General features: G+C 68.4%; 21 protein-coding genes and 1 pseudogene. 6 read left to right on the top strand and 16 right to left on the bottom strand.

Features of this window, described 5'->3' with window-relative positions:
- Positions 1 to 5: 5 nt before the first annotated feature.
- From ACNUDN_RS10730 to mqo, 5 genes are all read right to left on the bottom strand, one after another.
- Positions 6 to 1,379, bottom strand: a complete 1,374-nt coding sequence (locus tag ACNUDN_RS10730; protein ID WP_419121917.1) for a cobyrinic acid a,c-diamide synthase CobB — start codon at positions 1,377 to 1,379, stop codon at positions 6 to 8.
- A 91-nt stretch (positions 1,380 to 1,470) separates the two neighbouring features.
- Entirely contained in the window at positions 1,471 to 2,085 is a 615-nt protein-coding gene (gene cobO / locus ACNUDN_RS10725) for a cob(I)yrinic acid a,c-diamide adenosyltransferase (RefSeq protein WP_419121916.1), read from the bottom strand.
- Between the two features lie 12 nt (positions 2,086 to 2,097).
- A complete protein-coding gene (locus ACNUDN_RS10720; RefSeq protein ID WP_419125110.1) occupies positions 2,098 to 3,963 on the bottom strand; it encodes a magnesium chelatase subunit D family protein in 1,866 nt (621 codons plus the stop codon).
- A gap of 68 nt (positions 3,964 to 4,031) precedes the next feature.
- Positions 4,032 to 4,478, bottom strand: coding sequence for a GNAT family N-acetyltransferase (locus tag ACNUDN_RS10715; RefSeq protein WP_419121915.1), 447 nt, complete (start codon positions 4,476 to 4,478; stop codon positions 4,032 to 4,034).
- A gap of 13 nt (positions 4,479 to 4,491) precedes the next feature.
- The gene (gene mqo, locus ACNUDN_RS10710) at positions 4,492 to 6,048 is read right to left on the bottom strand and encodes a malate dehydrogenase (quinone) (RefSeq protein WP_419121914.1); all 1,557 of its coding nucleotides are present in this window, start codon (positions 6,046 to 6,048) and stop codon (positions 4,492 to 4,494) included.
- 139 nt (positions 6,049 to 6,187) lie between these two features.
- Between mqo and ACNUDN_RS10705 the strand changes: the two genes are divergently transcribed.
- Together ACNUDN_RS10705 and mtr are read left to right on the top strand one after the other, a co-directional pair.
- The gene (locus tag ACNUDN_RS10705) at positions 6,188 to 7,210 is read left to right on the top strand and encodes an alpha/beta hydrolase (RefSeq protein WP_419121913.1); all 1,023 of its coding nucleotides are present in this window, start codon (positions 6,188 to 6,190) and stop codon (positions 7,208 to 7,210) included.
- Positions 7,203 to 8,615: a mycothione reductase gene (gene mtr, locus ACNUDN_RS10700; protein ID WP_419121912.1), complete on the top strand. Its 1,413-nt coding sequence runs from the start codon at positions 7,203 to 7,205 to the stop codon at positions 8,613 to 8,615. Before ACNUDN_RS10705 ends, mtr begins: the two co-directional genes overlap by 8 nt.
- 41 nt (positions 8,616 to 8,656) lie before the next feature.
- Here the strand turns inward: mtr and ACNUDN_RS10695 are convergent, their stop codons facing one another.
- A complete protein-coding gene (locus ACNUDN_RS10695) occupies positions 8,657 to 9,244 on the bottom strand; it encodes a sigma-70 family RNA polymerase sigma factor (protein ID WP_419121911.1) in 588 nt (195 codons plus the stop codon).
- A 245-nt stretch (positions 9,245 to 9,489) separates the two neighbouring features.
- Here ACNUDN_RS10695 and ACNUDN_RS10690 point away from each other — a divergent pair, with 245 nt between their 5' ends.
- A complete protein-coding gene (locus ACNUDN_RS10690) occupies positions 9,490 to 10,194 on the top strand; it encodes a response regulator transcription factor (protein ID WP_419125109.1) in 705 nt (234 codons plus the stop codon).
- Complete coding sequence (locus ACNUDN_RS10685; protein WP_419121910.1) at positions 10,194 to 11,804, top strand: sensor histidine kinase; 1,611 nt, start codon at positions 10,194 to 10,196, stop codon at positions 11,802 to 11,804. The genes ACNUDN_RS10690 and ACNUDN_RS10685 overlap by 1 nt, the downstream gene beginning before the upstream one ends.
- On the opposite strand, the gene ACNUDN_RS10680 is transcribed toward ACNUDN_RS10685, so the two are convergent.
- The 10 genes from ACNUDN_RS10680 to ACNUDN_RS10635 form a co-directional block, all read right to left on the bottom strand.
- Positions 11,693 to 12,445 carry an energy-coupling factor ABC transporter ATP-binding protein gene (locus ACNUDN_RS10680; RefSeq protein ID WP_419121909.1) on the bottom strand — a complete coding sequence of 251 codons (753 nt, stop codon included), beginning with the start codon at positions 12,443 to 12,445 and terminating at the stop codon, positions 11,693 to 11,695. The genes ACNUDN_RS10685 and ACNUDN_RS10680 overlap by 112 nt on opposite strands.
- Complete coding sequence (gene cbiQ, locus ACNUDN_RS10675; RefSeq protein ID WP_419121908.1) at positions 12,430 to 13,209, bottom strand: cobalt ECF transporter T component CbiQ; 780 nt, start codon at positions 13,207 to 13,209, stop codon at positions 12,430 to 12,432. Before cbiQ ends, ACNUDN_RS10680 begins: the two co-directional genes overlap by 16 nt.
- A 1-nt stretch (position 13,210) precedes the next feature.
- On the bottom strand, positions 13,211 to 13,579 hold the full coding sequence (locus ACNUDN_RS10670; RefSeq protein ID WP_419121907.1) for a PDGLE domain-containing protein: 369 nt from the start codon (positions 13,577 to 13,579) through the stop codon (positions 13,211 to 13,213).
- Positions 13,576 to 14,283, bottom strand: a complete 708-nt coding sequence (locus tag ACNUDN_RS10665; RefSeq protein ID WP_419121906.1) for an energy-coupling factor ABC transporter permease — start codon at positions 14,281 to 14,283, stop codon at positions 13,576 to 13,578. Before ACNUDN_RS10665 ends, ACNUDN_RS10670 begins: the two co-directional genes overlap by 4 nt.
- An 83-nt stretch (positions 14,284 to 14,366) precedes the next feature.
- Positions 14,367 to 14,687, bottom strand: a complete 321-nt coding sequence (locus ACNUDN_RS10660; RefSeq protein ID WP_419121905.1) for an ArsR/SmtB family transcription factor — start codon at positions 14,685 to 14,687, stop codon at positions 14,367 to 14,369.
- Between the two features lie 105 nt (positions 14,688 to 14,792).
- The gene (locus ACNUDN_RS10655; protein WP_419125108.1) at positions 14,793 to 15,491 is read right to left on the bottom strand and encodes a FadR/GntR family transcriptional regulator; all 699 of its coding nucleotides are present in this window, start codon (positions 15,489 to 15,491) and stop codon (positions 14,793 to 14,795) included.
- Between the two features lie 133 nt (positions 15,492 to 15,624).
- Positions 15,625 to 16,401, bottom strand: a complete 777-nt coding sequence (locus ACNUDN_RS10650; RefSeq protein WP_419125107.1) for a 3-oxoacyl-ACP reductase — start codon at positions 16,399 to 16,401, stop codon at positions 15,625 to 15,627.
- Positions 16,398 to 17,783, bottom strand: coding sequence for an aldehyde dehydrogenase family protein (locus tag ACNUDN_RS10645; protein WP_419121904.1), 1,386 nt, complete (start codon positions 17,781 to 17,783; stop codon positions 16,398 to 16,400). Before ACNUDN_RS10645 ends, ACNUDN_RS10650 begins: the two co-directional genes overlap by 4 nt.
- Entirely contained in the window at positions 17,783 to 18,610 is an 828-nt protein-coding gene (locus tag ACNUDN_RS10640) for a gamma-glutamyl-gamma-aminobutyrate hydrolase family protein (protein ID WP_419121903.1), read from the bottom strand. Before ACNUDN_RS10640 ends, ACNUDN_RS10645 begins: the two co-directional genes overlap by 1 nt.
- The gene (locus ACNUDN_RS10635) at positions 18,597 to 19,961 is read right to left on the bottom strand and encodes a glutamine synthetase family protein (RefSeq protein WP_419121902.1); all 1,365 of its coding nucleotides are present in this window, start codon (positions 19,959 to 19,961) and stop codon (positions 18,597 to 18,599) included. Before ACNUDN_RS10635 ends, ACNUDN_RS10640 begins: the two co-directional genes overlap by 14 nt.
- 372 nt (positions 19,962 to 20,333) lie before the next feature.
- Between ACNUDN_RS10635 and ACNUDN_RS10630 the strand changes: the two genes are divergently transcribed.
- Together ACNUDN_RS10630 and ngg are read left to right on the top strand one after the other, a co-directional pair.
- Positions 20,334 to 22,139, top strand: coding sequence for an N-acetylglutaminylglutamine amidotransferase (locus ACNUDN_RS10630; RefSeq protein WP_419121901.1), 1,806 nt, complete (start codon positions 20,334 to 20,336; stop codon positions 22,137 to 22,139).
- Positions 22,136 to 23,912, top strand: a pseudogene (gene ngg, locus ACNUDN_RS10625) (N-acetylglutaminylglutamine synthetase). The gene ACNUDN_RS10630 and the pseudogene ngg overlap by 4 nt, the downstream one beginning before the upstream one ends.
- The last annotated feature ends 1 nt before the right edge of the window (position 23,913 follow it).

The following is a 23,913-nucleotide window of genomic DNA, read 5'->3' as shown; positions in this document are numbered from 1 at the left end:
GCGCATCACCCGGCGAGCTTAGAGGCTGCCGCGGCCGCCACGAAGCGGGCGACCGCGCGAGGGCCGGCAGCGGGGTGGGTGTGCAGGTATCCGGCGTGCACACCGTCACACACCGCGCCGTCGTCGACGAGTTGCCCGCCCCGACCGGAGTACCGCCAGGCCGGGTTCCGGCTCGCAGCGAACGCCACCGTGGTGCGGTGGAACTCGTGTCCGGTCACCCGATCACCGATGTCGTGCAGCGCGGAGCCGGTCACCGCGACTGCGTCGCGGTAGCCGAGCGTCAGCGATTCGGTGAACATCGCCGAACCGGGCAGCACCGCGCACATCGGGTGTCCGTCGAGGTCGTCGACCAGGTAGGTGAGCCCGGCGCATTCGGCGTGTACCGGTGCCCCGCCGGCGGCCAGTGCCCGGATCTGCGCGCGCACCGTGTCGTTGGCCGACAGCTCGGGTCCGAACTCCTCGGGGAAGCCCCCGGGCAGTACCAGCGCGGCCGCGCCTGCAGGCAGCGGCTCCGACAGCGGGTCGAAATCCACCACCTCGGCTCCCGACGCCGAGAGCAGTTCGCGGTGTTCGGCGTAGCCGAACGAGAAGGCCCGTCCCGCCGCGAGTGCGACGGTGACCGGCCGGTCCGGGACCGGGAACTGCGCCGGAGTCCAGGGTGGGTCGACCACGTGACTTGCGGCGACGGAGACCACGGCGTCCAGGTCGACGTGCCGGGCCACCAGCTCGGTCATCGCCCGGACGGCGGCGGTGGCATGTCGCCCGTGTTCGACGGCGGTGACCAGGCCCAGATGACGCGACGGGACGGCGAGTTCGTCGGCCCGCGGGATCGATCCCAGCACTGCGACCCCGGCCTGGTCACACGCTTGACGTAAGACCTCGTCGTGGCGGGCCGAGCCCACCCGGTTGAGGATCACCCCGGCGAGCCGCACCGTGCGGTCGAAGGTCGCGAAGCCGTGCAGCAGCGCGGCCACACTGTGGCTCTGACCGCGTGCGTCCACGACGAGAACCACGGGTGCACCGAGCAGCGCCGCGACATGGGCGGTGGACCCCTGCGCGGCGCCGACCGCCGGCGCGGCACCGTTGATGCGCCCGTCGAAAAGACCCATCACCCCCTCGACCACGGCGAGGTCGGCGTCGTCACTGCCATGCCGGAACAGCGGCCCGATCAGCGACTCCCCGACGAGCACCGGGTCGAGGTTGCGTCCCGGACGGCCTGCGGCGAGACCGTGGTAGCCGGGGTCGATAAAGTCGGGCCCGACCTTGAACGGCGCCACCCGCCGGCCTGCCGCGCGCAGAGCGCCCATCAGCCCGGTGGCCACCGTGGTCTTCCCGTTTCCGGATGCCGGCGCGGCGATCACCACCGCCGGCGTACTCACGCTCCCCCCACCCGCGAACGTGCGTGTCTGCAGGCGACACGCCGCACAAATCGCGAACTTTGCGCACGCTCGGTCGCTCTTTGGCCGGCCGTCACCACTCAATCCCCTTCTGGCCCTTGCGCCCCGAATCCATCGGATGCTTCACCTTCGTCATCTCGGTGACCAGATCGGCGGCATCGAGCAGTGCCTGCGGGGCGTCGCGCCCGGTGATCACCACATGCTGAAAGCCCGGCCGCCCGGCGAGCGTGGCGACAACCTCCTCGACGTCCACCCACCCCCACTTGAGCGGGTAGGTGAACTCGTCGAGCACGTAGAAGTCGTGCCGTTGCTCGTCGAGGCGGCGCGCGATCTCGGCCCACCCGTCGGCCGCCGCCGCGGCATGGTCGATCTCGGAGCCCGCCTTACGCGTCCACGACCAGCCAGAACCCATTTTGTGCCACTGCACCGCACCACCGACCCCACGCTCGTCATGCGCCCGGCCGAGTTCGCGCAACGCGGTCTCCTCGCCGACCTTCCACTTCGCGCTCTTGACGAACTGGAACACCGCGATGTCGAAACCCTGGTTCCAGGCGCGCAACGCCATCCCGAACGCGGCGGTCGACTTGCCCTTCCCCGGACCGGTGTGCACCGCCAACAGCGGGGCGTTGCGCCGGGCCCTGGTGGTCAGACCGTCGTCAGGGACCGTCAGCGGTTGCCCTTGCGGCATCGCCTCACCCTCCTATGCAGCGCCCCGGCCGGCTTGCGCCTTCACCAGGGCGGTCAGATTGTCGGCCCGCAACTCGTCGAGGCGGATCGCCGGAGCGCCGAGCTGTCGGGCCAGATCCTGCGCCAGATCGAGCCGGATGTAGGACGTCTCACAGTCGACGACCACGGCCGCGGCACCCTCGGCGACCAGTCGCGCCGCAGCGCTTCGGGTCCGGCCGAGCGGGTCGGGCCCACCGGTGGCCCGCCCGTCGGTGAGAACCACGACCAGGCTGCGACGGGCGCGGTCCCTGGCCCTTTCCCGGACCACCATGTCGCGTGCCGCCAACAGGCCCTGCGCCAGCGGGGTCCGGCCACCGGTGTCGAATCGCGCCAGCCTGCGGCTGGCGATGTACACCGACGTGGTGGGCGGCAGCAGCACCCGGGCGTCCTGCTGCCGGAAGGTGATCACCGCGACCTTGTCCCGGCGCTGGTAGGCGTCCCGCAGCAGGGACAGCGTCGCGCCGCCGACCGCCGACATCCGGTCCCGGGCCGCCATCGATCCCGACGCGTCGACGACGAAGATCACCAGGTTGGCCTCGCGCCCCTCCCGGACCGCACGGCGGACGTCGTCGGCGGACGGACGCAGCGCGCCGGGCCGCCGCTGCCGGCCCGCTGCTGCGAGAAGCGTTGCGAACACGTGCATCCCGTGACCGGTGTGTGGGTCCGAAGCCGCCGAGATGACGGTGCCGGTGCGGTTCCGCGCCCGCGAGCGCCGGCCGGGAGCACCCTCACCCACCCCCGGCACCACGAGCGCCCTGGCGGTGAAGGGCAGCGACGGCGGAGCGCTTTGGCGGGTCTGCGGGGCCGAATTGCCCTGCTGCGCCGACGTTTCAGGCGGGACTTGGGCTTCGGCCGCCCCGTTGCCCGAAGTTTCGGGACCATCGCTGTCCGGCGTTTCGGGCATTCCGCCGCCGGGTGGGTCGGGTTCCGGCTCGGGGTCGGGGCCCGCCGCACCGTCGGCCGAGTCGCCGGCCTGCTGCATCGCCTCGTCGAGGCGTCCCGGGTCGAGTCCGGGGTCGTCGAAAGGGTCGCGCCGGCGCCGATGGGGCAGCGCGAGTTCGGCTGCCACCCTGATGTCGTCTTCGTCGACGCTGGTGGCGCCCCGCCACGCCGCGTGCGCCACCGCGGTTCGCGCCACCACCAGGTCGGCACGCATGCCGTCGACGTCGAACGCTGCGCACAGCGCTGCGATACGCCGCAACTCCTTGTCCGGCAACACCACATCGGCAACCAGCGCACGGGCCCGGGCGATGCGGTCCGCCAACTCGGCGTCCTGATCGGCGTAGCGGTCGGCGAATCCGGCGGGGTCGGCCTCGTAGGCCAGCCGGGCCCGGATCACCTCGGCACGGACGTCGACGTCGCGGGAGGCCTGTACGTCCACCGTGAGACCGAAGCGGTCGAGCAATTGCGGGCGCAGTTCGCCCTCTTCGGGATTCATCGTGCCGATCAACACGAACCGCGCGTCGTGACTGTGCGACACACCGTCGCGCTCGATGTGCACCCGGCCCATGGCGGCGGCGTCGAGGAGCACGTCGACCAGATGGTCGTGCAGCAGGTTGACCTCGTCGACATAGAGCACTCCGCGGTGGGCCCGGGCCAACAGTCCCGGCGAGAACGCTTGCTCACCGTCGCGGAGCACCTTCTGCAGATCCAACGATCCGACGACCCGGTCCTCGGTCGCGCCGATCGGCAACTCCACCAGCTGCCCACCCTGGTCACCGGCCGCCCGGAACGCGGCGGACAGCACCTGGGCGAGTCCGCGCACCGCAGTGGATTTGGCGGTGCCCTTCTCGCCGCGGATCAGCACTCCCCCGATGTCGGGACGAACCGCGCACAGCATCAACGCAAGCCGCAACCGGTCGTGCCCGATGACAGCGCTGAACGGATAGATCGGCGCCTCGACCGATGTCACGGCTTGACCATCGGGACGTGTGGGATCCCGTCGTCGAGGAACTCCGCACCGTCCCGCACGAAACCGTGGCCACCGTACATCTCGGCGAGATAGGTCTGGGCGTTGATGTGGCACGGATAGTCGCCCACCTCGGCCAGCGCGGCCTGTAACAGTCGGGCGGCATGGCCGTGGCCGCGTTCACCGCGCTTCGTGCACACCCGCCCGATGCGGAAAGCCTTCTGCCCGGCAGGGTGTTCCTCCATCAGCCGCAACGTCGAAATGACTACTCCCTCCGGGTTCTCCAGCCAGAAATGGCGCGTCTCGGCCAGCAGGTCCCGACCGTCGAGCTCGGGGTAGGGCGTGGCCTGTTCGACGACGAACACCTCGACACGCAGTGTGAGCAGCGCGTAAAGCGTCGCCGCGTCCAGATCCTTGGCCCAACTGCGACGCAACGCCACCGTCATCGGGCTGCCCTGGTCAAACGGTCGCCACGGTCGGCGTGTGCTCGGTGCCCGCGACCGGGGTGTCACCGGTGGTGGCAGGCACGCCGCTGGCGGGCTTGTCGAGCTTGAGCACCTTGGTCCCGTGCGCCCACACCTCGTCGAAGAGCGCGGGCTCCTCCGACAGCTGGGTTCCCAACGACGGAACCATCTGCTTGAGTGTGGGCTCCCAGCCGGGGTAGCGGTCGGGAAAGCAGCGCTTCATCACGTCGAACATCGCCGGTACTGCGGTCGAGGCCCCCGGCGAGGCGCCGAGCAGGCCCGCGACGCTGCCGTCGGCGGCGGCCAGCACCGTGGTGCCGAACTCCAGCACCCCGCCTTTGCCTTTGGCTTTTCGGATCACCTGGACGCGTTGGCCCGCGATGTCGAGTTCCCAGTCGGAGTCCTTGGCGCTGGGCGCGAAGTCGCGCAGGTTGTCCACCCGCGCCGCCTCGCTGAGCAGGAGCTGACCGATCAGGTACTTCAGCAGTCCCATCTCGGTCAGACCGACACCCAGCATGGACACCAGGTTGTCGGGCTTCACCGAGAACGGCAGGTCGGTGACCTTGCCCTGCTTGAGGAACTTCGGCGACCAGCCGGCGAACGGGCCGAACAGCAGCCACGACTTCCCGTTGATCACACGAGTGTCCAAGTGCGGCACCGACATCGGGGGCGCGCCGAGCGGTGGCAGACCGTAGACCTTGGCCTGGTGGCCGGCGGTCAGCTCAGGGTTGCCGGTCCGCAACCACTGACCACCCACCGGGAAGCCCCCGAACCCTTTGGCCTCCTTGATCCCGGATTTCTGCAGCAGGGGAAGGGCGCCGCCGCCGGCACCGACGAAGACGAATTTCGCGGTGATCTTGCGGGTACGACCGGTTCGGCGGTTGACGACCTTGACCGTCCACGAGGTGTCGGAGTTCTGGCTCAGGTCGCGAACCTCGTGTCCGAACAGCGTGTCCATGCCCCGGTGTGCCCCGAAGCCGATCAGCTGGCGCGACAGCGATCCGAAGTCGACATCGGTGCCGTCCTGCGTCCAGTTCAGCCCGACCGGCTCGCGGAAGTCGCGCTTCTCGGCCATCAGCGGCAGCCGGCGGGCGAACTCGTCGCTGTCGTCGATGAACTCCATGGTGCGAAACAGCGGGTTGGTGACCAGCGCGTTGTAGCGCTTGCGCAGGTACTGCACGTTATCCGCGCCGGACACGAAGCTCACGTGCGGAATCGGGTTGAGGAAACTGCGTACGTCGGGGAGCACACCGTTCTCGACCGCATAGGTCCAGAACTGGCGGGACACCTGGAACTGTTCGTTGACGTTGACGGCCTTGGCGATGTCGATCGAGCCGTCGGGCCGCTGCGGGGTGTAGTTCAATTCACACAATGCCGAGTGCCCGGTACCGGCGTTGTTCCACGCATCGCTGCTCTCGGCGGCTGCACCGTCGAGACGCTCGACCAGTGTCATCGACCAGTTCGGCTCCACCAACCGCAGCAGCGTGCCGAGAGTGGCGCTCATGATGCCGGCCCCGACCAGCAGGACGTCGGTCTTCTCTGCTTCTGACACCTTTTCGTGGGTCCTTCGTGGTTGTTGCCCGCTGCACACGGCTTACCGGTGTTCAGGTTATCCCGCCGGGGTCGGAGATAACCCGCCGACCACTGCCCAGACCCCTCGGCGGCGGCCCGGCGCCATTAGGGTGGCTTTCGTGCCTGGATGGGAGCCCGACGTGCTGCCCGGTTACTGGCAGCGCACCTTTGCCCTGGGACCCGATCCCGACGGCGAGGGTGAGCTGGTCGCGACGCTGGTACGCCGGGGCGAACCGGACCCCCGCGCGGGGCACGCGGTGCTGATGGTGCACGGCTTCACCGATTACTTCTTCAACACCGAACTCGCCGACCACTTCGCCGCCCGTGGTTTCAACTTCTATGCGCTGGACCTGCACAAATGTGGCCGCTCGCACCGCGAGGGGCAGACACCGCACTTCACCACGGACCTGGCCCGCTACGACCGCGAGCTGGAGCGTTCGCTCGACGTGATCGGCGCGGCGGCGCCGTCTCGCATCCTGGTGTACGGCCACTCGGCGGGCGGCCTGGTGGTGTCGCTGTGGCTGGACCGGTTGCGGGCCCGCCGGGCCACCGCCAATAAGGGCGTGTCGGGGCTGGTGCTCAACAGTCCGTGGCTGGACCTGCAGGGCCCCGCGATCCTGCGGACGCCGCCGACGACAGCGGCCCTGCTGGCACTGCGCCGACTGCGCAAGCACTCAGTGGTGCGCCGGCCGGCTCAGGGTGGTTACGGCGCGACCCTGCACCGTGATTACTTCGGGGAGTTCGACTACAACCTGCAGTGGAAGCCTGTGGGCGGCTTCCCGGTGACCGTCGGCTGGATCCACGCCATCAGACGCGCGCAGGCCCGACTGCATCGCGGCCTCGACGTGGGCGTGCCGAACCTGATTCTGCGTTCGGACCGCAGCGTGCGCGAGGTCGCCGACCCTGCCTTGATCCAGCGCGGGGACGCCGTGCTCGACGTGGCCCAGATCGCCCGCTGGGCAGGCTGCATCGGCAATCAGACGACGATCGTCCCGATCACCGACGCCAAGCACGACGTCTTCCTGTCGCTGCCCGAACCCCGCCAGGCGTCCTATACCGCCCTGGACCAGTGGCTGGATCGCTACCGGGCCGAGACCTCGACGCCGCCAACGCAACCGGACAGGAGCTCACGCCATGGCTGACTTCGACATCGCGATCATCGGCACCGGTTCGGGCAATTCGATCCTCGACGAGCGCTATGCCGCCAAGAGGGTGGCCATCTGCGAGGAGGGTGTCTTCGGAGGCACCTGTCTCAACGTGGGCTGCATCCCGACCAAGATGTTCGTCTACGCCGCCGGGGTCGCTCAGCAGATCCGCGAGTCGACCCGCTACGGGGTCGACGCTCACCTCGACGGCGTGCGATGGACGGACATCGTGTCGCGGGTCTTCGGTCGCATCGACCCGCTCGCCAGTGGCGGCGAGCAGTATCGGCGTTCATCGCCCAACGTGGAGGTCTTCGCCAGCCATACCCGCTTCACCGCACCGGATTCCGGGGACGGTTACCGCCTGCGCACCGCAGGGGGTGAGGAGTTCACCGCCGATCAGGTGGTCATCGCCGCCGGCGCGCGGGCGACGGTGCCGCCGGCGATCGCCGACTGCGGGGTGGCCTACCACACCAGCGACACCATCATGCGGATCTCCGAACTGCCCGAGCACATCGTCATCGTCGGCGGTGGTTTTGTCGCCGCGGAGTTCGCGCATGTGTTCTCGTCGTTGGGATCTCGCGTGACGATCGTGTTGCGCGGCACGACGATGCTCACACACTGCGACGACACCATCTGCGAGCGGTTCACCGACATCGCGGGCAAGAAGTGGGAGATCCGCAGCCGGCGCAACGTCGTCGGCGGCCAGTCCGACGAGTCCGGCGTGGTCCTCCGGCTCGACGACGGGTCCACGGTGCACGCCGACACGCTGCTGGTGGCAACGGGTCGCATCCCCAACGGTGATCGGCTCGATGCGCAGCGCGCGGGTGTGGAGATCGAGGGTGGACTCGTCGTCGTCGACGAATTCCAGCGCACCACAGCGCGAAACGTCTTCGCCCTCGGCGATGTCAGCTCCCCGTATCAGCTCAAGCATGTGGCCAATCACGAGGCGCGCGTCGTGAAGCACAACCTGCTTCAGGAGTGGGACGACACCGCGAACCTGATGCCCGCCAATCATCGCCACGTTCCGTCGGCGGTGTTCACCGAGCCGCAGATCGCCTGCGTCGGCCTGACCGAGAACGAGGCGCGCGCCGCTGGTTACCGCATCCGCTCGAAAGTGCAGGACTACGGCGACGTCGCCTACGGATGGGCGATGGAGGACTCCACCGGTTTCGCCAAGCTCATCGTCGACGACGACACCGGGCTATTGCTGGGCGGGCACATCATGGGTCACCAGGCCTCGTCGATCATCCAGCCGATCGTCCAGGCCATGGCGTTCGACCTGCCGGCCCAGGACGTGGCACGCGGCCAGTACTGGATCCACCCGGCGTTGCCCGAGGTCGTGGAGAACGCGCTGCTGGCACTGTGCGGCGAGCCGCCCTGGCCGCGGCCCCGGCGGCATTAGAACCCAGCCGCGACCCCGGCGGCATCACAACCCGGCCGGCCTTACGCCGCTTGCGCATTCCGCAGATAACCACGGTCTGTCGCGACGTCGACCAACAGCGTGCGCAGTGCGCGACGGCCGCGGTGCAGACGGGACATCACGGTCCCGACCGGGATGTCGAGTACCAGCGCGATCTCCCGGTACCGCAGACCTTCCACGTCGGCGAAGTAGACGACCATGCGTTGCTCTTCGCGGAGTTGCGCGAGGGCGTCGCCGACCTGCTCGTCGCCGAGGGCTTCGAGCGCGGCGAGTTCTGCCGACGGCAGCCCGGTGGACGAATGGCGCGCCTGACCGGCCAACTGAGCATCGGTGATGTCGTCGGTGAGCACTTCGGCGGGCCGGCCCTGGGCTTTGCGGTAGGAGGTGATCCACGTGTTGGTCATGATGCGCAGCAGCCACGCGCGCACGTTGGTCCCGTCCTCGAAGCGATCAAAGGCGCGATAGGCCTTGAGCATCGTCTCCTGCACCAGGTCCTCGGCATCGACACTGTTGCCGGTGTAACGGCGGGCGGTGCGGTAGAGCTGGTCGAGCAGCGGCAGCGCGTCGCGCTCGAACCGTTCCAGTACCGTGATCTCCGACGTGGTCCTCATGGTCCAACCTCCAAATCGATTCTCTGCCTGTTGGTTCCACCCTGATGGACGGACGCGGCGGGTGAAAGGTATCCATAGGAACCGCAAACATTTGCAGGTCATGTGAAGACTGCTGCTGGGCTCACATATGAGATCTCTATGAGGGCGCTGACTAACGCGCCCCCGGGGGCCACAATGGTCGGGTGACGTCTGCACCTGTCGAGGACCAGGGCCCCCGGCGCGCGATCCTGGGCAAATTGCCCCGCATGTTGCGCGCGGACGGGTCGCCGATTCGGGTGTTGCTCGTCGATGACGAACGCGCGCTGACCAACCTGGTGCGGATGGCCTTGAAGTACGAGGGTTGGGAGATCGAGGTCGCCCACGACGCCGCCGAGGCGGTCGCCAAGTATCGGGCGGAGACGTTCGACCTGCTGGTCCTCGACATCATGTTGCCGGACATGGACGGTCTCGGTGTGCTGGCCCGGCTGCGCGAGTCCGGCACCTACACCCCCACGTTGTTCCTGACCGCACGCGACTCGGTCGCCGACCGCGTCACCGGTCTGACCGCCGGCGGCGACGACTACATGACCAAACCGTTCTCGCTGGAGGAGTTGGTCGCCAGGTTGCGCGGTCTGCTGCGCCGGTCGGCCTACCTGACCCCCAGCGACGATGAATCCCTGACGGCGGGTGATCTGACCCTCGATGTCGCCAGTCGCGAGGTGAGCCGCGCGGGCGAGCCGGTCTCGCTGACCTCGACAGAGTTCGAACTGTTACGACTGCTGATGCGCCACCAACGAAAGGCGTTGAGCCGTAACGATATTCTGCGACAGGTCTGGGATTACGATTTCGGCGGACGAACCAGCATCGTCGACCTCTACGTCTCGTATCTGCGCAAGAAGATCGACGCCGGCCGGGAACCGATGATCCACACCGTACGCGGCGTCGGCTACATGCTTCGGCCCGTCCAGTGATGCACACCTGGCGGCGCTGGACGCTGTTGCGGCAGTTGGTGGTCGGCGTATGCGTGGTCGTCATGTTCGCCCTCGTCTCGGTGGGGGTCACCACGGTGCTGACGCTGCGCTCGTCAGTGCAGGGCATCATCGATTCTCAGCTCTCGGGGGCGGCCGACGGCAGCATCAACTCGGTGGCCAAGTACCGCGGCACACCGCTGCCCGGGGGCGGGATGCCCGCTCCGGGGACGATGAAGCCGCTGACCCAACTCATCGGGCAGGCGCCCGGCAACGTCGTCGCGCTGATCCAGAACGGGGAAGTCGTCGATTCGGCGTACTTCGGCGACGGTGATGCCCAGCAGGCGCCGGCACCGGCCGTCGAGGCGATCGCCGGTATGTCGTGGACGGACCCGCGGCCGCGCACCGTGGAGCTACCCGGCCTGGGCTGGTACCGGATGGTGAGCCGGCCCGGCGACGGCGACGAGATCATGGTGACCGGGGTGTCACGCGCTGCGGCCTGGGATGTGATGATCCGCGAGACGGTGATCGTCTCGGGGATCACCGCGCTGGCACTGGTGGTCACCGCGCTCAGCACCGTCGCCATCGTCCGTTTTGCGTTACGCCCGTTACGCCGCGTCGCAGCGACCGCCGCGGAGGTGGCCGGGCTGCCCCTCGACCGTGACAATCACGCGATCACTCCGCGGGTGCCCACCGGTGACACCGATCCCGGTACCGAGGTGGGGCTCGTCGGCGAAACCCTCAACGGCCTGCTCGATCACGTCGAGCAGGCCCTGGCCGACGTCGCCGCGTCCGATCGGAGGATGCGCCAGTTCATCACCGACGCCAGCCACGAGCTGCGCACACCTCTGGCGGCCATCCACGGCTACGCGGAGCTCACCAGGCAGGACAGTTCGGTGCTGCCCGAGACCACCGAGTACTCGCTGGCCCGCATCGAGGCCGAGGCCCGGCGAATGCACGCCCTGGTTGCCGACCTGCTGCTGTTGGCGCGCCTCGACGAGGGTCAGGATCTGCAGGCGGCCGAGGTCGACCTCGTCGATCTGGTCATCGACGCCGTCAACGACGCCACGGTGTATGCGCCCGAGCACCGGTGGCTGACCGACGTGACCGATGAGACGGTGCGCGTGCTCGGCGACCGGGCCCAACTTCACCAGATGCTGGCCAACCTGTTGTCCAACGCGCGGGTACACACCCCGGCGGGTACCACGGTCACCACCGCCATTGCCACGGCTGCGGACGCCGACGGCACCGAGTACGTCGAGGTGACGGTCACCGACGACGGACCCGGTATCGACCGGGAGCTGCTGCCGCACCTGTTCGAACGTTTCGTGCGCGCCGACAAGTCGCGGTCGCGCCAGGCCGGCAGTTTCGGGCTGGGGCTGTCCATCGTGGCCTCGATCGTCGAGACGCACGGCGGCACCATCGGCGCCAGTTCCGGTGCGGGATCGACGTCGTTCATCATCCGGCTGCCCACTGTCGCGGTCGTGCCGCGCAGCCGGCGTCAGCGTGAACCGACCACGAATCCCCAGGGCAGTTCGAGGCGGTACGCGGCGAGCAGTTCCGCGTCGGAGAGCACGTCACCGATGGGACCGTCGGCCACGATGACGCCGTGATCCATGACGACTGCCCGGTCGCACAACTGGGCCGCATAGGGCAGGTCGTGGGTGACGATCAACATCGTGGCATCCAGGGTCGCCAACGTCTGGGCGAGTTCCCTGCGCGCGACGGGGTCGAGGTTCGCCGACGGTTCGTCGAGCACGAGGACTTCGGGTTCGCAGGCCAGGACGGTGGCCAGCGCGGCTCGCCGGCGCTGGCCACCGGACATGTGCGCCGGACTGCGCTCGGCCAGGTCGGTCATCGAGACGACCTCGAGAGCGCGGGCGACTCGGGTCTGCAGCTCGACCCCGCGGACACCGAAGTTCGCCGGGCCGAATGCCACGTCCTGGGCCAGGGTCGGCATGAACAACTGATCGTCCGGGTCCTGGAAGACCAACCCGACCCTGCGCCTGATATCACGAAGCGTGTGGCGGGACAGGCCGATACCACCGATCTCGATGACTCCGTGCAAGGCGGACAGCACCCCGTTGAGATGCAACATCAACGTCGTCTTACCTGCCCCGTTGGGGCCCAGCAGCGCCACGCGTTCACCGCGGGCGATGTCGAGATCGATGCCACCGAGCGCGACATGGCCGTCGGGGTAGGCGTAGCGCAGACCGCTGATCCGCACCGCCGGCGCCGTCACCGGAGCACCCATGCGCTGACTGCCACCGCGGCGGCGGCCACCGCCGGAGACAGCGCCAGCGTCCACTGGCGTGGCGTCGCGGCGGCCGCGCACCCCGTCCCCACGGCCAGCGCCGGGACGTGGCCGTCGAACCCACGCGACAGCATGGCCAGGTACACCCGCTCCCCGCGCTCGTAGGACCGCAGAAACAGCGCCCCGACACTCTTGGCGGTCGCGCCGATCTGATGCAGTGCCCGCGGCGAATCGCCGCGCGAGATCCGCGCCATCCGCATGCGACGAGCCTCGGCGGAGAGCACGTCGACGTAGCGGATCATCAGCGTCAGTACCGACACGATCACCGCAGGCACCCGTAACCGGCTCAACGCCACCGGCAGTTCCCGGGCTGTGGTGGTCGCCGCCACGGTCAGCGATGCGGCGACGCCGAGGGTGCCCTTGATGACGATCCCCCATGCCGCGTACAGACCGGCGACCGAGAGCTGCACCCCTGCGACGTCGACCCGCTCGCCCCCCTCGGCGAACGGCAGCAGCACGGCGAGCACGATGAACGGCGCCTCGATGAGCATGCGCGGCGCGATCCAGCCCAGCGGGATCCGCGCCACCCGCCACACGACCACGATGATCAGTGCGTACACACCGAAGGGCCAGAACATCTCCCGCGGCGTGGCGACCACCGCCAGGACGAACAGGGCCAGGCAGACGATCTTGACTTCGGCGGGTGCGCGGTGCACGGGTGAGTCGCCGTCGCGGTAGAGCGGATGGGAATGCCCGCCGCCCACCTCAGCGCTCCGTGATCGACGTGGGTTTGGGTCGTGACCGCGCGATCACCCAGAAGACGGCGCCGGCGACCGCGACGGTGACGATGACGCCGATCAGGCCCGCCGCGCCGCCCGTGCCGTCCTGGCCCCCGAGGGCATAATCCGCCAGCGGCGAACCGGCCAGCGCATGGTCCTCGGCATGCTGGGCGATGCAATCGCCGTGCAGCTCTTCGCCTTCGGCGGTTTCGACCACCTGGCAGCCCTGCAGCGTCGCCGAATCCAGACCGTCGGGACTGGAACTCGCGAAATAAGAGATCCCGCCGGCGATCAGCAAGGTCACCGCGGCGAACGCCACCCAGAACCCCCACCGGCGCCGCCCTGCGCCGGTCATACCGCCACCGCCGTGCGAGCGCGGTCGGTCCGCAGCAGGTAAACGAGGTCGGGACGGGCCCGCACCACCGCCATCACGGTCAGCGCGGTGATCACGCCCTCGCCGATCCCGATCAGCACGTGCGTTCCGAACATGTAGCCGGCCACCGTGCCCAGCGAGGTGGTCGCCGCTCCACCCAGCGCATACTGAAGAACGAAACCCATTGCCGCGCATACTGTTCCCACCAGTGCTGCGATGAACGAGATCGCCCCGACAACCGGAACCGCGACCTGCGGGCGCCCGCGCCGGATCAACCGGTACAACACCGACGCGGTCCCGTAGCCGGCCGCCACCCCGATCACCGCCATGTTCGTGACGTTGGTCCCCAGCGCCGTCACCCCGCCGTCGGCGAACAGCAGCGCCTGCACGATCAGCACGATGGCCACACACAACGCACCGGTGAACGGCCCGACCAGGATGGCCGCGAGCGCACCACCGAGGAGGTGACCGCTGACTCCGGGGAGGATCGGGAAATTCACCATCTGCACCGCGAAGATGAACGCGGCCACCAGGCCGGCCAGCGGAACGGTCCGCTCGTCGAGTTCGGTGCGGGCCCGCCACCCGCAGACCCCGAGCGCGACGACCGCGACCGCTGCGAACAACAGGGAGACCGGGGCGTTGACGATGCCGTCGCTCATGTGCATGGCGACGTACTGCACGTTCATTCGCCGAGCGTAAGCCGCAGATTGATCACCTGTCCAGCTGATCAGATGAACAGTGCGACCACTACCCGTACGGGTAGGTCAGCTCAGCCGTGCCGGGCGCCGATCCAGTGCAGCAGATCGTGCACGATCTCGTCCTCCAGCCGATAGGTCACCGACCGACCCGACCGCGTATTGGTGACCCAGCCTTGTTGGCGCAGTACCCGCAGTGCCTGCGAGACCGTGTTCTCCGACCGGCCCAGCGCGGCCGCGAGATCGCTGACACAGATACCCGGTGCGCGGTGCAGGCACAGCAGGATCTCCAGCCGGTGCGGGTCCGAGACCAGGTCGAACCGCTGCGCCCAGCCCGGGGTGTCCACCTCGGCCAGCGCCGACGACGCCCGCTCGACGAGCTGCTGATCCTCCACAGGTGCAGGGTAGTCCAGCACCCGCCAGCAGAACGCCGGCACCGGCCAGTCCGGACCCGCGACGATCGCCGCAGAAGGCCGACCGGAGGTTGCCGTGGGATCCGCTCAATCCAGGAAACCATGCAGCAGTGCCGCCGAGCCCCACACGTGTGCGGCCATCGTCTCGGCCGCGGCGTCGGCGTCGCCGGCCAGGATCGCCACCACGATGGCCTCGTGTTGCTCATCGGAGTGGGTGATGTTGCGCCGCAACAACGGGATGCAGTCCAGTAGTTCGTTGAGCCGCATCCGGTTCTGCGCAACCAGCGGTACCAGAGAAGGCACCCCCGCAGCCTCGGCGACAGCCAGGTGCAGCCGTGAGTCCAGCCGGCGGTAGTCCTCGGGTGCTGCACCGCGCACGTCGAGCAGCCGGTTCCACAGCGCTTCCCGTTCGGCCGCGGTCAACGTGCGGCGGGCGGCCATCCGCGCCGCACCGGTCTCCAGGATCTCTCGCAGCCGTAGCGCGTCGTCGATGTCCGCGCGATCGAACGCGACATCACCGGCGCGCGGCGACGGGAGAGCGTCGGCCAGAAACGTGCCGCCGTAGCGTCCGCGCCTGGAGACCAGGTAGCCGGCGTCGGCCAGTGACTTGATGGCCTCGCGCACCGTATCGCGGCTCACCCCCAATCGGGTCGCGAGCTCCCGTTCGGGTGGCAGGGACTCCCCGGGCGCCAGCACGCCGAGCCGAATCGTCTGCAGCAGCCGCTCCACGGTGTCCTCGAACGCATTCAGCGGCCGCACCGGACGCAACAGCGCGTCGGTAGCCATCGGCTCCTCGCGCAAGCGCTCGTCGGGGCCCGTCGGCTCCTCGCGCAAGCGCTCGTCGGGGCCCGTCGGCTCCTCGCGCAAGCGCTCGTCGGGGCCCGTCGGCTCCTCGCGCAAGCGCTCGTCGGGGCCCACCCTACAGCGGCGTCACATAGGCGGAGCTGATACCACCGTCGACGAGGAACGACGAGGCGGTGATGAACGAGGCGTCGTCGCTGGCGAGGAACGCCACCGCGGCCGCGAGCTCTTCCGGTTCGGCGAACCGGCCGACCGGCACATGCACCAACCGCCGGGCCGCGCGCTCAGGGTCCTTGGCGAACAACTCCTTCAACAGCGGGGTGTTCACCGGTCCCGGACACAAAGCGTTGACCCGGATGCCCTGGCGGGCGTACTGCACTCCGAGTTCGCGCGACATCGCCAACACACCGCCTTTGGATGCGGTGTACGAAATCTGCGAGGTCGCCGACCCCATGACCGCGACGAACGAGGCGGTGTTGACGATCGAGCCCTTCTGCGCCGGAACCATGTGGCGCAGGGCGGCCTTACAACAGAAGAACACCGATTTGAGGTTGATGTCCTGCACCCGGTCCCACGCGTCGACCGAGGTGTTTTCGATCAGGTCGTCCTCCGGCGGGCTGATGCCCGCGTTGTTGAACGCGATGTCCACCGCACCGTGCACCTCGAAAGCGGTGTCGAAGAGGTGGTCCACCGCAACCTGATCGGCGACGTCGACCTGAACGAAGGTCACGTTCATGTCGTTCGCGACGCTCTTGCCGGTGGCCGCGTCGAGGTCCCCGATGACGACGATCGCGCCTTCGGCCTGCATCCTCTTGGCGGTTGCCAGGCCGATACCGCTCGCCCCGCCGGTGATGACGGCGACCTTGTCCTTGAGTCGCTGCCCCAGATCCATCAGTGTTCCTCCTGGCCTTCTCGAATCGCGAAAAAGACGTTCTTGGTCTCGGTGAACGACAGCGGCGCATCGGGTCCGAGCTCTCGGCCCAGCCCGGACTGCTTGAACCCGCCGAACGGAGTGTTGTAGCGCACCGAGGAATGCGAGTTCACCGACAGGTTCCCGGATTCCACAGCCCGCGACACCCGCACCGCGCGGGACAGATTCTCGGTCCAGATGGAGCCGGACAGACCGTACACGGTGTCGTTGGCCAGCGCGATCGCATCGGCCTCGTCCTCGAACGGCAGCACCGTGACCACCGGACCGAAGATTTCCTCGACGACGGTGCGATCATCGCGCTGCGGCGTCAGTACCGTGGGCGGGAACCAGAATCCCGGACCCGGCGGCGCCGCACCCCGGAATGCCACCGGCGCATCGTCGGGGACGTAGGAGGCCACCGAGTCCCGATGTGCTCTGGACACCAGCGGACCCATTTCGGTGTCCTCGGCGCGCGGATCCCCGACCACGACACCCCGGACCGCCGGCTCCAGGAGCTCCATGAACTTGTCGAAGATTTTGCGCTGCACCAAGATCCGACTTCGGGCACAGCAGTCCTGCCCCGAGTTGTCGAACACCCCGGATGGGGCGGTCGCCGCGGCCTGCTCAAGATCACAATCGTCGAAGACGATGTTGGCGCTCTTGCCGCCGAGTTCCAGGGTGACGCGCTTGACCTGGTTGGCCGCGCCCGCCATCACCCGGGTGCCCACCTCGGTGGAGCCGGTGAACACGATCTTGCGGACATCGGGATGGGTGACGAAACGCTCCCCCACCACCGAGCCCCGCCCGGGCAGCACCTGGAACAGGTCGGCGGGCAACCCGGCTTCGACGGCGAGCTCGCCGAGGCGCATCGTGGTCAGCGGCGTCCATTCGGCGGGTTTGACCAGAACCGCGTTGCCCGCGGCCAGCGCGGGCGCGAATCCCCACGACGCGATGGTCATCGGGAAGTTCCACGGGGTGATGACTCCCACCACACCCAACGGCTCGTTGAAGGTGACGTTGAGGCCACCGGACACCGGAATCTGCTTGCCGGACAGTCTTTCCGGGGTCGCCGCGTAGAACTGCAGCACGTCACGGACGTGGCCGGCCTCCCAGCGGGCATTACCGATCGGGTGCCCCGAGTTCGCGACCTCCAGCGCGGCGAGCTCCTCGATGTGCGCATCGACGGCAGCGGCGAACGCGCGCAGCGCAGCCGCCCGCTCGGCGGGCGGCTGGGCGGCCCATCGCCGCTGAGCTGCCTTGGCCCGGCCCACCGCATCATCGACACCGGCCTCGTCGGTCTGCTCGACGGTTCGCAGCACCTCCTCGGTCGCCGGATTGATGACGTCACTTACCGTTGTCCGAGCCATCAGCTCACTTTCTCCGTCGATTTCCCCGTGGCACAGGTCCGTTGACTTGCTTGCGGCGCTCGACTGCCCGGCGTCTTCCGATCCGCCCGATCGGCGGCGGCGGCGACCAGCCCGGCGAACAGTCGAAGATCGTCGAGGCGTTCCTCCGGGTGCCACTGCACGGCCAGCACCCAACGGTCCGGATGCCGGACCGGGTCGATCTCCACGGCCTCGATGACGCCGTCGGTCGCCGAGGCGCTGACCACCAGGCCGTCGCCGAGGCGGTCGATGGCCTGGTGGTGGTAGCACTGCGCCTCGGTATCGGGACCGACCAGCGCGGCAACCCGACTTCCGGCGACGGTACTGATCGACGTGGTGGTGAACACCGCGTTGCCCTGTTGGTGGCGGGTGTGGCCGACGACATCGGGGAGGTGCTGGTGCAGCGTGCCGCCGAGCACGACGTTGAGCACCTGTGCGCCGCGGCAGATACCGAGCACCGGCACTCCGCGGCGCAGCGCCGCCCGCAACAGGGCGGATTCGAACGTGTCGCGGGTACGGCTGTCGGCGACGGGTTCATCGGTGGCCGGGTGGCGGGCGCTGCCGTACAGGGCGGGGTCGACGTCTCGCCCGCCGGTGACGATCAACCCGTCGAGGCCGTGCAGCACCCGGTCGGCGATCGCATCGTCGGCGGGCTGGGGTGGAAGCAGCACCGGAATGCCGCCGGCCATGCCGACCCCTTCGAAATAGATCGCGGGCAGGAAACTCGCCCGCACATCCCACACGCCGGTTTGGGCCTGCTGCAGATAGGTGGTCAGGCCGATCACCGGGCGCACCTCAGAGCCGTTCAAAACCGCGTTTCCTCTCCCAGTCCGTCACGGCGGCATTGAATGCGTTCATCTCGACCGCGGCATTGTTGAGGTAGTGGTCGACGACGTCGTCGCCGAACGCCTCGCGCGCAACCGTCGAGTTGTCGAACAACTCCACGGCCTCGGCCAATGTCGTCGGGAGTCGATCCGCACCACTGGTGTAGGCGTTGCCCTCCATCGCATCGGCGAGTTCGAGCTTGTTGTCGATGCCGTACAGGCCCCCGGCGATCAGCGCCGACACCGCCAGGTACTGGTTCACGTCGCCGCCGGGAGCGCGGCACTCCACACGCATGGCATGGCCCCGGCCCACCACCCGCATCGCGCAAGTCCTGTTGTCCAACCCCCAGGCGACGGCCGTCGGGGCGAAACTGCCGTCGACAAACCGCTTGTAGGAGTTGATGTTCGGCGCGTAGAACAAGGTCATCTCGCGCAGCGTCGCCAACTGACCCGCGACGAAGCTGCGGAACATCGGCGACATGCCCAGCGGGTCGGCGTCATCGGAGAACACCGCCGAGCCGTCCTCGCCGCGTAGCGAAATGTGGATGTGACAGCTGTTGCCTTCGCGCGCATCGAATTTGGCCATGAAGGTCAAACTCTTGCCGTGCTGGTCGGCGATCTCCTTGGCGCCGTTGCGATAGATGGTGTGGTTGTCACACGTCACCCGGGCATGGTCGTAGCGGAACGCGATCTCCTGCTGTCCGAGGTTGCACTCGCCCTTGACCCCTTCGCAGTACATCCCCGCCCCGTCCATCCCCCGGCGGATGTCGCGCAGCAGCGGTTCCATCCGGGTCGAGGCGTGCATCGCATAGTCGACGTTGTAGTCCGTGGCCGGGGTCAGACCGCGGTAGTCGGCCTTCCAGGCGTCCCGGAAAGTGTCGTCGAACACCATGAACTCCAGTTCGGTGCCCACATAGGGCACCAGCCCGCGCTCGGCGAGGCGATCGATCTGCTTGTTGAGGATGCTGCGCGGCGCCTGGGTGACCGGGGTGCCGTCGGTCCATGACAGATCGGCCATCACCAGCGCGGTGCCCGGGAGCCAGGGCAGCAACCGCAACGTGCCGAAGTCCGGGGTCATCACCATGTCGCCGTATCCGGTCTCCCAACTGGAGATCGCGTAGCCGTCGACGGTGTTCATGTCCACGTCCACTGCCAGCAGGTAGTTACAGCACTCGGCGCCGTGGTCGGCGACGTCCTCGACGAACAACCGCGCCGATACCCGTTTGCCGGTGAGCCTGCCCTGCATATCGCAGAACGCGACGATGACGGTGTCGATGTCATCGTCGGCAACGAGTTTTTCCAGTTCCGCCTTCGACAGCATGCCGCGTGCGCTCATCAGCTCCAGCCCGACCTTCCTACGGTTTCTGTCTGCCGGCCGACCATTGGCGGGCATCGGTGGCGGGAATACCCACATTCTCACGATCAGATTTCCATGTCCAAAGGTCGGACACCAGACCAATAGCAGAATTCGTCGTCGTGGCGTCGGACGCTCTGATGCCGCGCTGCGACCGTCGCGTCCCCCGCGCCGGCGCTGCGACGATCCCCGGGCCCGGAGCTGTGACGAGCGTCTCGATCTTGATCGGTCGCACGGGTTTGACGCGATTGCGCTGGGGTAATTAACGGTGGCATCGTGAGGTTGCGGGCGCACGTCGGCGCCCGTGATCGGTCAGCAAGTCCAGGACAGCCGTCACGGAGTAGGGTCGAACAGGTGTGTGGAGCCACCGGCGAGGTACGCCTCGACGGAACAACCCCGAATGTCAGCGCCGTCACCGCGATGGCCGAGGTCATGGTCCCCCGGGGACCCGACGCCGCGGGCGTGTGGTCGCAGGGCCGGGTGGCGCTGGGCCACCGGCGCCTGAAGATCATCGATCTGACCGAGGCCGGCGCGCAGCCCATGGTCGACGCCGAGCTGGGTCTGACGGTCGCCTGGAACGGCTGCATCTACAACTACGAACAGCTGCGCGATGAGCTGACCGGTCACGGCTACCGATTCTTCTCCCACAGCGACACCGAGGTGCTGCTGAAGGGCTACCACCACTGGGGCGACCGTTTCGTCGACCATCTCAAGGGCATGTTCGCGTTCGCCATCGTCGAACGCGACAGCGGCCGCGTGCTGCTCGGTCGCGACCGGCTCGGCATCAAACCGCTGTATCTGAGCCGCAGCACCGACCGGATCCGGTTCGCATCGTCGCTGCCGGCGCTGCTGGCCGGCGGTGAGATCGACACCCGCATCGACCCGGTGGCGCTCCACCATTACATGACGTTCCACTCCGTGGTGCCCGCCCCGCGCACCATCCTGCGCGGTATCGAGAAGTTGCCGCCCGCGTCGTTGCTGGCGATCGAACCGGACGGCAGGGTGGTCACCACGACCTACTGGGAGCCGGACTTCACCCGCCGCGACGATCGTGCCGACTGGTCCGAAAAGGACTGGGAAGACGCGGTCCTGGAGTCACTGCGGGTCGCGGTGAAGCGTCGCCTGGTGGCCGACGTGCCGGTCGGCTGCCTTCTGTCCGGCGGTGTGGACTCCAGCCTGATCGTCGGGTTGCTCGCCGAAGCGGGTCAGCACGGCCTCAAGACTTTCTCGATCGGCTTCGAATCGGTGGGCGGCGTCGCCGGCGACGAGTTCACATACTCCGACATCGTCGCCGAGCGGTTCGGCACCGATCACCACCAGATCCGGATCGGCACCGAACGGATGCTGCCCGCCCTGGACGGTGCGATCGCGGCGATGAGTGAACCGATGGTCAGCCACGACTGTGTGGCGTTCTATCTGCTCAGCCAGGAGGTCTCCCGGCACGTCAAGGTGGTGCAGTCGGGGCAGGGCGCCGACGAGGTGTTCGCCGGCTACCACTGGTACCCGCCGATGGGCGAACCCGCGGCGGCATCGGTGGAAGGCTCGGTGGCCAGTTACCGCGCGGCCTTCTTCGATCGCGATCAGGCCGGCTACGCCGAGATCGTCTCCCCCGGCTACCTGACCGACGACGACCCCAGCGAGCTGTTCGTCACCGAACACTTCGCCCGCCCCGGCGCCCAAACCGGCGTGGACCGGGCCCTGCGCCTGGACAGCACCGTGATGCTCGTCGACGATCCGGTCAAGCGTGTCGACAACATGACCATGGCGTGGGGCCTGGAAGGGCGGGTGCCGTTCCTCGACCACGAACTCGTCGAGTTGGCGGCCAGCTGTCCGCCGCAGTACAAGACCGCACACGAAGGCAAGGGCATTCTGAAACAGGCTGCGCGCCAGGTCATCCCGTCGGCGGTCATCGATCGCCCCAAGGGCTACTTTCCGGTACCTGCTTTGACCCACCTGGAGGGCCCGTACCTGGACCTGGTCCGCGACGCGCTGTACGAGCCGGCGGCCAAGGAGCGCGGCCTGTTCCGTCCGGAGGCTGTCGAACGGCTGCTCGCCGATCCCAACGGTCGGCTCACCCCCTTGCGCGGCAACGAGTTGTGGCAGATCGCGCTGCTTGAGCTGTGGCTGCAGCGGCACGGTGTCAACGGGCCGGCCGTATGACCGCTGACCCCGCCGCGGACAACACCGAAGCCATCACGCTGGCCTTGCACGAGGCCGCCACGCCCAGCCAGCTCGACACCATGGCCGACGATGTGGTCCTCGAACTCGGTTGGGGTCGACTGATTTTCGGTCAGACTTTCGCCGACCCCGAACGGCTGGCCGATGTGCTGCGCCAGGAGGGCCAGGGGCGCCGCGACATCTGTATCTACGCCCGGGAGCCCCATGTGCTGGTGGCCAAGGCGCCCGCCGAGCTGTTCATCGATCCCAGCCACACCTACCGGCTGCGGTTTGCCGACACCGAGACCGCGGGCGCGGCGCCGGCCGGATTTCACATCCGATCCCTGCAGAGCCGCGCCGACGCCGACGAGATGAATCGCGTCTACGTGCGGTGCGGCATGGTTCCCGCGCCCACCGACGTGCTCTGGGACAACCACCGCAGTCAGCGCGCGGTCGACTATCTGGTGGCCGTCAACGATGAGGACGGCTCGGTGCTCGGCACCGTCACCGGCGTCGACCACCGGGCGTTGTTCGCCGACCCGGAGAACGGCTCGAGTCTGTGGACACTGGCGGTGGACCCTTCGGCGGCGCTACCCGGGGTGGGAGCCGCGTTGACGCGCAGCCTGGCCGAGCTCTACCGCGGCCGCGGGCGCGCCTACATGGATCTGTCGGTCACCCACGACAACAACGCCGCGATCGCGTTGTACGAGAAATTGGGCTTCACCCGGGTTCCGGTGATGGCGGTCAAACGCAAGAACGCGATCAACGAGCCGCTGTTCACCCACCCTCCCGAAACCGTGGAGGACCTCAACCCGTACGCCCGGATCATCGCCGACGAGGCCGTACGCCGGGGTATCTGGGTGGAGGTTCTCGACGCCGAAGCCGGTGAGATGCGCCTGTCCCACGGTGGACGCAGCGTCGTCACGCGGGAATCGCTGTCCGAATACACCTCCGCGGTCGCGATGGCCAGATGTGACGACAAGCGGCTGACCCGGCGGATCGTGTCGGAGGCGGGTATCGCGGTGCCCAAGGGTCGACTCGCGACCTTCGACGAGGCCGACCACGATTTTCTCGCCGAGGTCGGCGATGTCGTGGTCAAAACCGACTCGCGGCGAACAGGGCAAGGGCATCACGGTGGGGGTCGACGGTCCTGACGAACTCGACGCCGCCCTCGCCAGGGCCCGCGAGCAGCACCCCGAGGTGCTGATCGAGCAGCGGGCAGACGGAGACGACCTGCGCCTGGTCGTGATCGACGGGAAGGTTGTCGCGGCCGCATTGCGCATGCCGGCCGAGATCACCGGTACCGGGCGCCACACCATCGGTGAGCTGATCGAGACCCAGAGCCGCCGCCGCGCCGCGGCCACCGGGGGCGAATCCCGTATCCCGATGGACGTCGTGACGGAGACGACGGTCCGGGAAGCCGGCTACTCGTTCGACGACGTACTACCCGAGGGTGAGCGGCTGCGGGTGCGCCGCACCGCGAACCTGCACCAGGGCGGGACCATTCACGACGTCACCGCCACCGTGCACCCGGAACTGTGTCGGGTGGCGGTGGCCGCCGCGGCGGCCATCGGGATCCCGGTCACCGGCATCGACCTGTTGGTTCCCGACGTCACCGCGCCGGAGTACGTCTTCATCGAGGCCAACGAGCGTCCCGGCCTGGCCAATCACGAGCCCCAACCCACAGCCGCGGCCTTCGTCGACTTCCTGTTCCCCGGCCAGCCGGGTCTGCCTCAGGCGTGGACTCCCGACGAAGTGCCCGGCGCCGGCACCTGAA

Source organism: Mycobacterium sp. smrl_JER01, from assembly GCF_048513595.2.
Lineage (GTDB): Bacteria > Actinomycetota > Actinomycetes > Mycobacteriales > Mycobacteriaceae > Mycobacterium.
The sequence above is the reverse complement of the archived record's forward strand: the minus strand, read 5'-3'. Positions and strand labels throughout refer to the sequence as shown.